General features: G+C 73.1%; 12 protein-coding genes. 5 read left to right on the plus strand and 7 right to left on the minus strand.

Annotated elements, in window-relative coordinates:
- Positions 1-25 precede the first annotated feature (25 nt).
- Positions 26-829, plus strand: a complete 804-nt coding sequence (locus Q0588_RS02555; RefSeq protein ID WP_298743478.1) for an endonuclease/exonuclease/phosphatase family protein — start codon at positions 26-28, stop codon at positions 827-829.
- Here the strand turns inward: Q0588_RS02555 and Q0588_RS02560 are convergent.
- On the minus strand, positions 750-2,243 hold the full coding sequence (locus Q0588_RS02560; RefSeq protein ID WP_298743480.1) for a phospholipase D-like domain-containing protein: 1,494 nt from the start codon (positions 2,241-2,243) through the stop codon (positions 750-752). The genes Q0588_RS02555 and Q0588_RS02560 overlap by 80 nt on opposite strands.
- Before the next feature lie 178 nt (positions 2,244-2,421).
- On the opposite strand from Q0588_RS02560, the gene Q0588_RS02565 reads away from it, so the two are divergent.
- The gene (locus tag Q0588_RS02565; protein ID WP_298743481.1) at positions 2,422-2,607 is read left to right on the plus strand and encodes a hypothetical protein; all 186 of its coding nucleotides are present in this window, start codon (positions 2,422-2,424) and stop codon (positions 2,605-2,607) included.
- A 116-nt stretch (positions 2,608-2,723) separates the two neighbouring features.
- Positions 2,724-5,252: a tipN gene (locus tag Q0588_RS02570; protein WP_298743483.1), complete on the plus strand. Its 2,529-nt coding sequence runs from the start codon at positions 2,724-2,726 to the stop codon at positions 5,250-5,252.
- Positions 5,253-5,254: 2 nt separating this feature from the next.
- On the opposite strand, the gene Q0588_RS02575 is transcribed toward Q0588_RS02570, so the two are convergent.
- A complete protein-coding gene (locus Q0588_RS02575; protein WP_298743485.1) occupies positions 5,255-6,412 on the minus strand; it encodes an MFS transporter in 1,158 nt (385 codons plus the stop codon).
- Positions 6,413-6,461: 49 nt separating this feature from the next.
- Between Q0588_RS02575 and Q0588_RS02580 the strand changes: the two genes are divergently transcribed.
- Positions 6,462-6,833 (plus strand): DUF423 domain-containing protein, encoded by a 372-nt coding sequence (locus Q0588_RS02580; RefSeq protein WP_298743487.1) that lies wholly within the window; start codon positions 6,462-6,464, stop codon positions 6,831-6,833.
- Positions 6,834-6,861: 28 nt separating this feature from the next.
- Positions 6,862-7,836: a prolyl aminopeptidase gene (gene pip / locus Q0588_RS02585; protein ID WP_298743489.1), complete on the plus strand. Its 975-nt coding sequence runs from the start codon at positions 6,862-6,864 to the stop codon at positions 7,834-7,836.
- Between the two features lie 29 nt (positions 7,837-7,865).
- Here pip and Q0588_RS02590 read toward each other — a convergent pair whose 3' ends face one another.
- The 5 genes from Q0588_RS02590 to mreC all read right to left on the minus strand — a co-directional run bounded on the left by Q0588_RS02590 (position 7,866) and on the right by mreC (position 13,233).
- Entirely contained in the window at positions 7,866-8,324 is a 459-nt protein-coding gene (locus Q0588_RS02590; RefSeq protein ID WP_298743491.1) for a DUF6173 family protein, read from the minus strand.
- A 29-nt stretch (positions 8,325-8,353) separates the two neighbouring features.
- Entirely contained in the window at positions 8,354-9,511 is a 1,158-nt protein-coding gene (rodA, locus tag Q0588_RS02595; RefSeq protein WP_298743493.1) for a rod shape-determining protein RodA, read from the minus strand.
- Positions 9,508-11,589, minus strand: coding sequence for a penicillin-binding protein 2 (mrdA, locus tag Q0588_RS02600; protein ID WP_298743495.1), 2,082 nt, complete (start codon positions 11,587-11,589; stop codon positions 9,508-9,510). Before mrdA ends, rodA begins: the two co-directional genes overlap by 4 nt.
- Positions 11,590-11,680: 91 nt before the next feature.
- Positions 11,681-12,199: a hypothetical protein gene (locus Q0588_RS02605; protein ID WP_298743497.1), complete on the minus strand. Its 519-nt coding sequence runs from the start codon at positions 12,197-12,199 to the stop codon at positions 11,681-11,683.
- On the minus strand, positions 12,196-13,233 hold the full coding sequence (gene mreC / locus Q0588_RS02610) for a rod shape-determining protein MreC (protein WP_298743498.1): 1,038 nt from the start codon (positions 13,231-13,233) through the stop codon (positions 12,196-12,198). Before mreC ends, Q0588_RS02605 begins: the two co-directional genes overlap by 4 nt.
- Positions 13,234-13,313 lie beyond the last annotated feature (80 nt).

Here is a 13,313-nt window from a genome sequence, read left to right on the forward strand (position 1 = left end):
GTTTCCGGCCCCTTCCCAGGACTTCATGCCCCGTCTGCTGACCTACAATGTGCATCGCTGCGTCGGGGTCGATCGCCGGCTGGATGTCGGGCGCATCGCCGCGGTCATCGCCGAGCACGAGCCGGACGTCGTCTGCCTGCAGGAGCTCGACGTGGGCCGGGCGCGGACCGGCCTGGTCGACCAGGCCGGGGCGATCGCCGACCGGCTGTCGATGAGCTTCCACTTCCACGCGGCCATGAAGGTCGAGGCGGAGCAGTACGGCGACGCCATCCTGACGCCCCACCCGGAACGGCTGGTCAAGTCGGGCGCCCTGCCGACCGTGCGCGGCGTGCCGGGGCTGGAGCCGCGCGGCGCCCTGTGGGCGGCGATCGAATTCGACGGCGTCGCCGTCAATGTCATCAACACCCACCTCGGCCTGGTGCCCCGCGAACAGCGGCTGCAGGCCGCCGCCCTGCTGGGCGAGGGATGGCTGGGCCACCCGTTGTGCGTGGGCCCTACCCTGCTGACCGGAGATTTCAACGCCACCTCGATCACCCGCCCCTACCAGGCGCTCACGCGGCGTCTGGCCGACTGCCAGCGCACCCTCGGCCTGCGCCCCTCGGTCAAGACCTTCCCGTCCAGCTTTCCGGCCATCCGCATCGACCACTGCTTCACCAGTCCGGAGGTGGTGGTCACCCGGGTGACCGCGCCGTTCTCGCCGCTGGCGCGGATGGCCTCGGACCACCTGCCGCTGGTCGTGGATTTCGAGATCAGGATCCAGGCCGGGGCCGGGCCCGCTGCGAGCGGCTGCGGCGCCGCCACGGCCGGAAGGCGTCGGACGGCGAGGTAGGATCGCCGAGCTGGAATTCGGCGATGAACTGCTCGATCGACGACGGCGGCGTGGCCCCGAGGGGGCGCATCCGGCCGGTGTCGAAGCGCTGGACGGCCTCGCCCACCGAGCCGACGAGGGTCTCGGCCGCGGCGAACTCGTCGGCGCTTTCGCCGATCCAGTGGCCGATGGTGCGGCGCCGGAAGCGGCGAATGGCCTCGCGCCCCGCCTGGGTGGTCGGGGCCGCGGCGACGTCGCACTCGGTGTCGAAGCCGAAGGAGCGGTTGTTGAGATTGGTCGAGCCGATGCGCAGCACCTCGTCGTCATAGATCGACACCTTGGCGTGGACGATGATGCGCTCGCCGTTGCGGGTGTGGGGCGCGAAGGCGAAGAAGCGATTGTTGCAGTCGGCCTGCTCGAGCCGGAACAGCACCTCCGAACGGGCCGTGTCCATGGTCATCTGGTCGAACCAGCTGGGGCTGGCGCCGGTGGAGACCAGCACCACCTCCGGACTGTCGGGCGCGGCCAGGCGCTCGGCGAGGGCGGCCGCGATCCGCGGCGAGGTGAAATACTGGTTCTCCAGATAGATCAGCCGCCGGGCCCGCCGGATGGCCTCGAGATGCAGCACCTCGTTCTCGCGCACGTCGCTGCGTCCGGCCCAGGCCGGCTCGGTGCGGGCGATGCCGACCGGGGTGTCGATCAGGTCCGGGACGACGCCGTCCGGCCACGGGTCGCCGTCGCCGTCGGCGTCGGCGTCGGCGTCGGCGTCGGCGTCGGCCGCCACGGTCCGCTCCGAGGTGGAGCGGGACCAGCGCTCGCGGGCCAGGTCGCCGAGGGCGCGCGCCGCCGGGCCGTCCATCACGCACATGACCTCGTGCCGCGGCGACGGGATCAGCCCGGACGGCTGGCAGCGGCGCGGATCGCCGTCGAGGTGATCGCTGGAATCCCAGCGGTCGGTCGAGATGTCGCCGCCGCCGCAGAAGGCCACGGCGTCGTCGATGACGACGATCTTCTGATGATGGCAGGCGCCGGGCGGGCCGGCCCGGTCCAGACGAAGCTCGACCATCCGCTTGCGGAACCAGCCCTGGGCGCGGTGCGGGAAGAAGCCCTGGGAGGCGGCGATGACCAGCGGCGATTTCCAGATCAGCAGGCGGACATCGAGCCCGGGACGGGCCTTGACCAGCATGCGCAGCTGATGGCCGATCTGGGCGTGGCGGTCGTCCGGAGCCCCCTCCGGATCCAGCCGCGTGCGCGGGTCGAATTGCCAGCCGAGCATGACCACCGACCGCCGCGCCTTGGCGAGGGCGGACCGCAGGGCGTCGAAATAGGCGGCGTTCTCCATCAGCACGGCGAAGCGGCCGGCGGTCTCGACCCGCCAGCAATTCCGGCCCGGCGCCAGCCAGGAATCGATCTGTTCGTCCGCTGCAGGGCTCATGGAGGCAAGCCTGACCGATTCGCATGACGGCGGCGTGCGCCCCAAGCTTTACAGGACGCGCGCCGCGGCGTTCCGTTCCACGCCGCGCCGCCGCCGGCCGACGACGACGGCGGTGGATTGCCCGGGCCCGGATTCCGGGGCATATAACAGCGCTCAATGCGCACCGGGGAGGTCGGCGATGCAGGCGCTGATCGAGATGATCGTCGGCTGGGTCGGCTTGCTCGCCGCGGCGGCCCTGGCGCAGTTCGGCCTGGTGGTCGACACCCCCGACAAACCCGAGCGCGAAATCCACCGGGTCCGGGACTGCGGCGACGCGCCGGCGGCCGAGGTCGTGGCGGCGGCCCGGCCCCGGCGGGAGTGCTGACCGCGTCTCCGGATTCGTCCGCGCTCGCCTTTTCGCGCCGCGAATGAGCGGCTAGGGTCCGGGCGGGTCGCGCGCCCCGGGCGCGCGACGTCGCATCCTGTCGAGATCGCCGCCTCATGAAGTCCCGCCCCCGGCCGCCGCTGAACCTGACCGACCCCGATCCGGAGACCGCCGCCCCGGCCGGGGTCGAGGCCGCGCCGGACGACGTCGACGAGGCCGCCGCCGAACCCGGGCCCGAGGCCGGGCGGCCGCTGTCGGAGCGCCGCAGGCGGCGTCTGGCCGAGGAGCGCCTGCAGGCCGAACAGAGGGCCGCCGGGACGGCCGCGCCGGCCCCCCCGCCGGCCGCCGCCGCCGCACCCGCACTGAGCCCCTCGGCGGACGCCCCGCCGGCGCCCTACGAACCCCGGCCGGCGCCGGCGCTGCGGCCGGAGCCGGCGCCGGCCGGCCGCCACTCCTATCTGCTCGCCGGCGTCGCCGCCGCCCTGTGGATCGGGGGCGTCGCGGCCTGGCTGGCCTGGGAGATCGGCTCGGGCGCGGCCGGGGCGGAGCCGCTGCGGCTGGCGGTCTACGCCCTGATCGCCCTCGCACCCGCCGGCCTGGCCATCCTGCTGGCCCACGCCGTCCGCCAGGGGGCCGGACTGGCCGCGGAGACGCGCCGGGCGCGCGGCCTGTCGGAGGCGCTGATCGCCCCGACGGCGCTGGCGGCGCAGCAGACCGGCGAGGTGCTGAACGGGCTGCGCCACGACATCGACCAGGCGTCGCTGGCGGCCGAGCGGGCGCGGCACGACATGACCCTGCTGCGCGAGGCCCTGGCCCAGGAGACGGCGCGCCTCAACGAGGCCGCCGAGACGGCCGGACGGACCGCGCGCCGGCTGGCCGAGCAGCTCGGTCACGAACGCGACCAGATGCAGACCCTGGGGGTCCAGCTGGACAGCCAGGCCGCCGGCGTGATGGACGCGGTGGAGCGCCAGTCGCGCATGGTCGTCGACGCCTCCGACCTGGCCCAGACCCAGCTGCGCGAGGCCGAGGCCGCGCTGGCGGCGCGGGCCGCCGACCTCGCCGCCGCCGCCGGCGAGGCCCAGGACGCCGCCCGCGTCGCCGCCGACGACCTGGCCCGCCAGACCCTGCGGCTCGAGAACGCCGGCTCGGGCGTCGCCGAACAGATCCAGTCGGTCGAGGAAGGGCTGGGCCAGCAGCGCGCCGCCCTGGTCACCGCCGCCTACGCCCTGCGCACCGACCAGGAGGATTTCTCGGCCCAGGTCGAGAGCCAGCGCGCCCAGCTGACGGAGCAGTTGTCGGCCACCCGGACCGTCACCGACGAACTGGGCCAGACCTCGCTGCGCACGACGGAGAGCATCAGGGACCTGGTCGAGGCCGCCACCGACCAGTTCCGCGCCCTCGTCGACATGTCGCAGCGCGAGGCCGACGGCTTCGACAGCGCCACCAAATTGGCCCTCGACAAGTTCGAGGCCCTCGCCGCCGAGGCCCGCGACGCCCTCGTCGAGGAGACCCGCCGGGCGCTGGCGGCCCTGCAGGCCACGGCCGAGGACTCGCGCCTCGCCGCCCAGGAGGCCGCCGAACAGGCCCAGGTCCGGGCCGACCGTCTGGGCGAGGCCCTGTTCGAGGCCGCGCAGAAGGCCGACCAGGCCGCCGACGCGCGGGTGGACAGCGCCCGCCGGATCGTCTCGGAGACCACCGGCCTGGTCGACGAGGCCGGCCAGCACGCCATCGACCGGCTGGAAGCCACCATCGAGCGGGTCAATGCCGCGCTGGCCCGCGTCGACGAGGCCATGGGCGAGCTCGACCAGCGCGCCGCCCGCCTGCCCGAACAGGCCCAGGCCCGGGTCGAGGCGGTCCGCGCCACGGTCGAGGAAGGCCTCGCCGCCCTGTCCGCCGCCTCGCGGAAGGCCGCCGCCGACACCGAGGCCCTCGACGCGGGCTTCCAGGAACGGGTGCGGCGCAACTACGACATGCTGACCGAGGCGGTCCGCCTGATGGGGGTGGTGTCCGGCGACGCCCCCGGCGCGCGCCGCCGCGAACCGGCTCCGGCCCCCGCCGCGCCCGCCGAGGCGGCGACGGCCCCGCCGCGGACCCGGCCGGACCGGCCCGAGCGCTCCGAGGAGCCCCGCGGCTTCGGCCTGCGCGGCCGGCTGAAGCTCGAGCCCATGCCCGGCGCGGCGGTCGCCAACCAGCCGGAGAAGGACCGGCTGGGCTGGAGCGACCTGGTCGACGACGGCCCCGGCGAGGCGCCGCTGGACCTCGACACCCCGGTCATGCCGGCCGCCGACGGCGAGGCGCTGGGCGAGCGGATCACCGCCGCGATCCGCCGCATGGGGGTCGATCCGAACGCCCTGCTGCCCCGGTCGCGCGTCGAGGAGGCCGCCCAGGCCGTGGCCGCCGGGGACCCCGACGGGGCCCGCCAGATCGTCCGCCGGGTCGCGCCGGCGGCGGTGCGCAGCGTCTCGCGCCGGGTGCTGACCGACGCCGATCTGCGCGCCGACGCCGAGGCCTATGTGCGGGCGTTCTCGCGCGATCTGGCGGCCCGGGCCGCCGCCGCCGACGGGCCGGGCGTGCTGGGCCGGCTGACCTCGGACAGCGGCCGGGCCTTCATGCTGCTGGACGCCGCCATCGGCGACCTGTCCTGACCTCAGCCCGCCAGCCTCCGGCGTAGCGGGACGGCGGCGACCAGCCCGGCGGCCGCCATGGCCGCCATGGCCCAGTAGCCGCCGGCGCCGAAACGGTCGTAGAGCGGGCCCGACACGGCGGTGGCCAGGCCGATCAGCACCCCGGCCGAGAGCACCGAGCTCAGCGTCTGGGCCGCCGTATGGCCCTCGGGCGGCGACAGCCGCTCGACGATCTGCACCCCCGCCAGGAAGGTGGCGGCGAAGGTCAGGGCGTGCAGGGCCTGCAGCGGCCACAGCAGCCACAGGGGCGGAGCCAGGGCGAGGGCGCTCCAGCGCAGCACGGCGGCGGCCGCGCCGACCATCAGCAGGCTCCACGGTCCGACGCCGGCGCGGCGCCGCCACGGCTCGAACAGCCACATCAGGGCGATCTCGACGATCACGCCGAAGGCCCAGAGCTGGCCCGTCACCGCCTCGCTTATCCCCTGGGTTTTCCACAGGAGGGCCGAGAAGCCGTACTGGAAGGCGTGCGCCCCCTGGACCGCGCCGACGGCGAAGATGGCGGTCATGAAGGCCGGGTCGGCGACCAGGCGGCCGAGGCCCCGGAAACGCTCCAGCCCGGCCACGACGGCCCCGTCCGCCACCGGCTCGGGCGGCAGCACCAGGGCGGCGACGGCGGTCATTCCCAGGGAGGCGGCGACGAGCCAGACGATCACCCCGTCCACCGGCCAGCGCAGCAGCAGCGCGCCCATGCCGACATTGGCGACCACGAAGGCGGCCGAGCCGGCCCCGCGCGGCACGGAGAAGCTGAACCCGAGCCGCCCGGCCAGCCTCAGGGTCATGACGTCGGTGAGGGGCACCAGGCCGCTCATGGCGGTGGCCCCGACGAACCAGCCCACGGCCCGCGCCGCGGGGAGGTCGCAGACCCCGGCGACGCCGTAGCCCGCGGCCATGACCAGGCCCATCAGGGCCATCGGCGTGCGCCGGTGGCGGAAACCGTCGGCCCAGACCGCCAGCAGGGGCCCGGAGACGATCCGGGCCAGCATGGGCGCGGCCAGAAGGGCGCCGATCTGGGCCCCGCTCAGCCCCTGTTCGCGCATCCACAGGCCGGCGAAGGGAAGTGACACGCCGGTGGCGCCGAAGAGCAACACATACTGCAAAGCCATGCGCTGGGCGGCGGTCATGGGCGGCGCATAGCAGACGCGGCGGATTCTGTCGGCTAGCCTCGGCCTCATGAAAGCGACTCGCATCCTCGCGGCCTTCGCCGCGCTGAACGGCGCCGCGGCGGTCGGGCTCGGGGCCTTCGCGGCCCACGGCGCCGGGCCGCAGGTCGAGCCGTTGCTGGCCACGGGCGCACACTACCAGCTGGTCCACGCGGTCCTGGCCCTGCTGTGCGCCGTCTGGCCGGGCCAGGACCGGTGGATCGTCACGGCCGGCTGGCTGGCCGCCGGCGGCGGCCTGGTCTTCGCCCTGGCGCTGTCCGCCATCGCCCTGCTCAACCTGCGCGCCATGGGCGCCCTCGCCCCGGTCGGCGGCCTGCTGATGATCTCGGCTTGGCTTTTGACCGGCCTTGCCGCATTGCGGACACAAACGTCCCGCGCCTGACCCCCACGCAGAGAGACCGAGTATACGTATGGCCTTCCCCGTGTCCGAGACGTCCCGCCGCGAGCTGTTTCCCGAGATCGAGCCCTACGCCAGCGGCTTCATGCCGACCGGCGGCGATCACGAAATCTACTACGAGGAGTGCGGCAATCCGCAGGGCCTTCCGGTCGTGGTGCTGCACGGCGGCCCCGGCGGGGCGGTCAATCCCGGCATGCGGCGCTATTTCGATCCGGCCAGATACCGGATCGTCCTGTTCGACCAGCGCGGCTGCGGCCAGAGCCGGCCGAACGCCTCGCTGGAGGACAACACCACCTGGGCCCTGATCGAGGACATCGAGCGGCTGCGCGAACTGCTCGGAGTGGACCGGTGGGTGGTGTTCGGCGGCAGCTGGGGCTCGACCCTGGCGATGGCCTACGCCATCACCCATCCGGAGCGGGCCACGGCCCTGGTGCTGCGCGGCATCTTCCTGCTGACCCGGTCGGAGCTGCACTGGTTCTACCAGGAGGGGGCCTCCCACCTGTTCCCCGACGCCTGGGAGCGGTTCGTCGCGCCGATCCCGGAGAGCGAGCGCCACGACCTGATGGGGGCCTATTACAGGCGGCTGACCGGCGGCGACCGCGCCGAGCGCGAGCGCTGCGCCGTCGCCTGGTCGAGCTGGGAGGGGGAGACGGTCAGCGTCGAGGGGCCGGAGGCGCGGCCGGACAAGTTCGCCGAGCCCGAATTCGCCGTCGCCTTCGCCCGTATCGAGAACTGGTATTTCACCAACGGCGGCTTCTTCCCCGAAGAGGACTGGCTGCTCCGGAACATCGGCCGCATCCGCCACATCCCGTGCTGGATCGCCCAGGGGCGGTTCGACGTGGTGACCCCGATGTCGGGGGCCTGGGCCCTGCACCGGGCCTGGCCCGAGGCCAGGCTGGACGTCGTCAAGGACGCCGGCCACGCCTCGACCGAGCCGGGCATCATCGACAGCCTGGTGCGGGCGACCGACTGGGCGGCGGAGCTGTAGGGATCAGGGTCGAGGGGCGGGGGTCGACCCTACTTCTTGTCCGTCCTCCGCACCATTTCCGACAGCTGGAAGCCGATGCGTCGGGCCTGACGCTCCTCCGGGCGGCGGCGGACGTCGAGCAGGACGTTGATCTGGCCGTAGTGCTGGATCAGCCGGACGGGCTTGCCGTCGGCGTTCCTGCCCACGAAGAGGATGAAGTCGGGCCCCCAGAAGCCCACGTCGTCGATCGACATCGTGCCGTCGCCGGGCAGGCCGACGATACGGGCGCCGACCTCGTCGTCCTTGTCGAGGCTCTTCTCGAAATCCTCGATCAGCTTCGACAGGCGCACGAAGGCCCATTCGGCGGGGTTCTGGCGCATGCGCACGCCGTCCATCATGGCGGCGGTCCGTTCCGGCGTCGCGGTCGCGAGAACGGGTTTGGGACAGGGCTCCTCGCCCCAGTCGGGGACGAAGGCGGGCGGGGCGGCCTTGGAAGAGGATTCAGTCATGGTCCATGCCTAACGCCTGAACCGGGCGATCAGAACAGACCATGCCCCTTGGGCAGTTCGGCGTAGCGGTGCACCCGGGTGGACAGCACCAGGCCGAAGGCGATCATCACCGTCATCATCGACGAGCCGCCGTAGGACAGCAGCGGCATCGGCACCCCGACCACCGGGGCCAGCCCCATCACCATGGCCCCGTTGATCAGCACGAACAGGGCGAAGAAGGCGGTCATGCCGGCGGCGGCGATGCGGCCGAAATGGCTGTGCGCCAGGGAGGCGATGCGCAGGGCGATCAGGATGACGGCGACGTAGCAGGCCAGCAGGCCGAAGGAGCCGATGAAGCCGAACTCCTCGGCCACGGTCGAGAAGATGAAGTCGGTATGGCGTTCGGGCAGGAATTCCAGCTGGCTCTGGCTGCCGAGGCCGTAGCCCTTGCCCAGCACCCCGCCGGAGCCGAGGGCGATCTTGGACTGGATGATGTTGTAGCCCGCGCCCGAGGGATCGGACTCCGGGCTGAGGAAGGTCAGCACGCGGTTGCGCTGGTAGTCGTGCATGCCGAACATCACGAACGGCGGGATGACGGCGGCCGCGGCGGCCGCGCCGATGGCGATCACCCGCCAGCTCAGCCCGGCCAGGAACATCACCGCCCCGCCGGTCAGGCCGATGATCATGGCCGAGCCGAGGTCGGGCTGTTTGGCGACCAGCAGGAAAGGCAGGCCGATCATCCCGGCCGGGATCAGCAGCTTCCACGACCAGCGGGCCTCGCGGGCGGAATGGTTGTGATACCAGCGCGCCAGGGCGAGGACGAGGCCCAGCTTCATGAACTCGGCCGGCTGGATGCGGATGAAGCCGAGATTGAGCCAGTTGCGCGCGCCGCCGGCCGTATAGCCGAGCGGGGTGAATTCGATCATCAGCACGAGCAGAAGCAGCAGGCCGTACAGCGGATAGGCGCCGCGGAACCACCATTTCGGATGGATCAGGGCGAGACCCAGCATGACCACCAGCATGACCCCGAAGCGGGCCAGATGGTCGGCCGCCCACGGCTGCCAGTGGCCGCCGGCGATCGAATAGAGCATGGCCCCGCCGACGCCGGCGATGACGCACAGCAGGCCGACGATCCGCCAGTCCAGTTCGGTGATCTTGGTCGAGATCCGGTCGCGCTCGCCGGGACGGGTCAGGGCCGAGGCGGTCATCGCGGCGGCTCCGACAGATAGGGGCGCGGCCCCGAGGTGGCGGTCGGCGCCGGCCGCGGCCGCGGGGACGGCGCGACGACTTCGGCGGCGGCGGCCCCGGTGACCTCGCCGCCCGGGGCAGCCCCGGCCTCGCCCTCGTCGGCGCCGGGCGGCGCCGCCGGCGCGGGCGGCAGCGGACGTTCGATGCGGGCGCGCATGTCGGGATCCTTGAGCAGCACGGTCTTCATGATCTCGCGCGCCCGCGGCGCCGCGTCGGCCGCGCCGCCGGACGGCGCGTGCTGGATGATCAGGGCGATGGCGTAGCGCGGCGCGTCGTGCGGGGCGAAGGCCACGAACAGGGCGTGGTCGCGCCGGGACCAGACGGCGTCCCGGGGGCCGCGCGAGCCGGAGCCGTAGTCGCGCGACTGGGCCGTGCCGGTCTTGCCGGCCATCTGGATGTCGCCGAGGCCGAGCTGGGAGGCGCGGTAGGCGGTGCCGGTGACGTCATTGGCCACCGCGGCCATGCCGCCCCGGACGATGTCGAGGTGGGCCCGGCTGAAAGGCAGGTCGCCGAACGACCTGGCGCCGCCCCGCGCCCTGCCCCCGACCGACTTGACCAGACGCGGCTGGACCGCCTTGCGGCCATTGGCCAGGCGCGAGGCCATCACCGCCAGCTGCAGGGCGTTGACCGCGAGGGCCCCCTGGCCGATCGCCACCGACAGGGTCTCGCCCGGATACCAGGTTCCGTCGTCGTCCCAGCTGGTGCGGGCCGCGTATTCGCGTTTCCAGCGGGTGGAGGGCACGGTGCCGCTCGACTGGCCGGCGATGCCGATCTCATAGGCCTGACCGAAGCCGAGCTCCTCGGCGACCCGCGCGATCCGGTCCACGCCGGCGCGGTTGCTGAGATGGTAGAAATAGGTGTCGCACGAGTTCTTGATGGCGTTGTGCATGTCCATCGGCCCGTGGCCGCCGCGCTTCCAGCAGCGGAAGGTGCGCGACCCGAAGCGGTAGCCCCCGGTGCAGACGACGCGCTCGGTCGGGTCGACGCCGGCGTCCAGCAGGGCCAGGGCCGTGGTCATCTTGAAGGTCGAGCCCGGCGGGAAGGTGCCGTAGATGGCCTTGTCGAGCAGCGGCTTGCGCTCGTAGTCGGCCAGGGCGCGGTAGATGCCGGACGGCACCCCGCCGACGAACAGGTTCGGATCGAACGACGGGGCCGAGACCATGCACAGGATGTCGCCGTTGCGCACATCCATGACCACGCAGCCGCCGGACTCCTCGCCATAGACCTCGAGCGCCCGGTTCTGGACGTCGGCGTCGAGGGTCAGGACCACGTCCTTGCCGGGCACGGCGGGTTTCGAGCCGCCGACGTCCTCGGCCACGACGCGGCCGCGGGCGTCGACCTCGACCCGGGTGCCGCCGGCCTCGCCGCGCAGGTCGGCGTCGAAGGCCTTCTCGACGCCCTGGCGGCCGATGCGGAAGCCGGGGTTATAGAGGATTTCGGGGACCTTCTCGCCCCGCTCCTCAATGGCCTTGATGTCGCGGTCGTTGGGTTTGGCGACGTAGCCGATGACATGGGCGAAGGCCCCGCCGTACGGATAGAAGCGCGCCTCGTTCATGTCCGCCATGACGCCGGGCAGCTCGTTGGCGTAGAGGTTGACCCGGGCGAACTCCTCCCAGCTCAGGTCGCTCTTGACCGGCACGGGCGAGAAGCGCGGGGCGGCGTTGACGTCGCGGATGATCGAGCGGCGGCGCTCGACGGTGTCCGGCAGCAGCCGGCCGAGCAGGTCGAGGGTCTGGTCGAGGTCCTTGGTCTCGTCGCGGACGACCAGCACCCGGAAGCTGGGCCGGTTGCCGGCGATGACCACCCCGTTGCGGTCGAGGATGCGGCCGCGCGGCGGCGGCACCAGGCGGAAGTTGAACTGGTTGTTGGTGGCCAGGGTGGCGTATTCGCCGGCCTGGATGACCTGCAGCTGGGCCAGGCGGCCGGTCAGCACGAGGCCGCCGACCGCGGTCAGCCCGCCCATGACGAAGGTGCGGCGCAGGAAGGAGCCCTGCCGCTCGTTGGTGTCGGCGAAGAAGATCGACGGTTCCGAGCTCATCCTCCTGCGCTCCCTTCGGGAGCTTCGGAGGACTTCGTCCTCGCGGCGGCGCGCGATCGGGCCCGCCCTGCGTAGCCTTGGCGAAGCGGGGTCATCGGAACCTCACGTCGCCGTCCTCGAAGCGCTCGATCAGGCGATGCGCGAACGGGAACAGCAGCAGGGTCGGCGTCAGCTGGAGCACGACCGGGATCAGGCTGGCCGGGGTCGGGGCGATGAAGGCCATCACCACATAGGCGAGCAGGAAGGCGAGGACGCAGCAGGCCCCGTACCAGACGAACAACACCGCCGTGTCCTGGCCGGCCAGGAAGCTGCGCGACGCCAGCACGACGCCGTAGATGGCCAGGAAGGCGAGGCCCCAGAGGCCGAGCGGGCCGTAGGTCAGGATGTCGAGCAGCAGGCCGAGGGCGGCGAGGGCGAGCGGGGCCAGCACCGAGGGACGGATCAGCGGCCAGGCGAAGGCCAGCACCATGGGGATGACCGGCTCGGGCAGGTGCAGGCCGAACAGCTCGACCGGAGTCTGCAGGAGGATGGTGGCCGCGACGGCGATCAGGGCCGGATAGACGATCCACTGCATCGGCCCGACGACGCGAACCGCGACCGGCCGTCTCATCCGGCGCCTCCCGGCGGAGGCGGGGGCGAGGCCGGAGCCCGGGCGGGCGCCCGGGCCGGGGCGGCCGGGGCGGAGGGGCCGGGCGCGGCCCGGCGGGCGGCGGAATCGTCGATCGCCGCCGACTGGGCCGGCGTGGCCTCGGCGAGGGTGTCGAGGGCGGCCAGCGGCGGGGCGTTGAGCGCCTCGGGATCGACCAGCTGGCCGAAGTCCTCGAACAGCATGACGCGGACATAGTCGATGGCCCCGCGGTCGCTGAACAGCTTGACCCGCCACGAGCCGTCGATGCCCTTCGCGGCGACGCCGATCGGCACCCCGCGCGGGAAGCCGCCGCCGTCTCCCGACGACAGGATGCGGTCGCCGACCTGGACCGAGCCGACCCCGCGCACGAACTCCAGCCGCGGATTGCCCGAGCCGTCGCCGGTCAGCAGGGCGCGGGCGTCGGTGCGGTCGACCAGCACCGGGGTGCGGCTGGCCACGTCGGTCAGCAGCAGCATGCGGCTGACATTGGCCGCGGTTCCGACCACCCGGCCGACGAGGCCGTGTTCGTTGATCACCGGATTGCCGACCTTGACGCCGCCGCGGGCGCCGACGTCGAGCAGGCGGGCGTTCGAGAACGGGCCGCGGGTGTCGGTGATGGAGCGGGCCGTGCGCATCGCCACCGGCGGCTCGGGCCGGATGCCCAGCATGGCCTCGTAGCGGGCGTTGACGTTCTTCAGGGCGATGGCCTGGTCGCGCCACGGCTGCAGCTCGGCCAGTTCGCGCCTGAGCCGACGGTTCTCGGAGACGGCGAAGAAATAGCCGCCGACATAGTCCGAGGCGTGGCCGAACCAGCGCACCGGGGCCGCGAACACGCCGCCGACGGGGCCGGCCACCGTCTCGACCCCGGCGCGCATCGGCTGGTAGGGGGAGTCCTGGGCCCGCGCGTCGCTGATCAGCAGCAGGACGCAGCCGGCCGCGGCGACGGCCACGGCCACGGCCGCGGTCCAGACCAGCGGCACCCTGATGTTTTCGAACGGTCCGTCGCGAAACGCCACGGCGCGCCTTCCTCAGAAAAAGGGAATCAGCGGGACGCCCCCGGCCGATCCGTCGAGCCTATCCAGAATCCGGGCCGTTT

Source organism: uncultured Brevundimonas sp., assembly GCF_937870815.1.
GTDB lineage: Bacteria > Pseudomonadota > Alphaproteobacteria > Caulobacterales > Caulobacteraceae > Brevundimonas.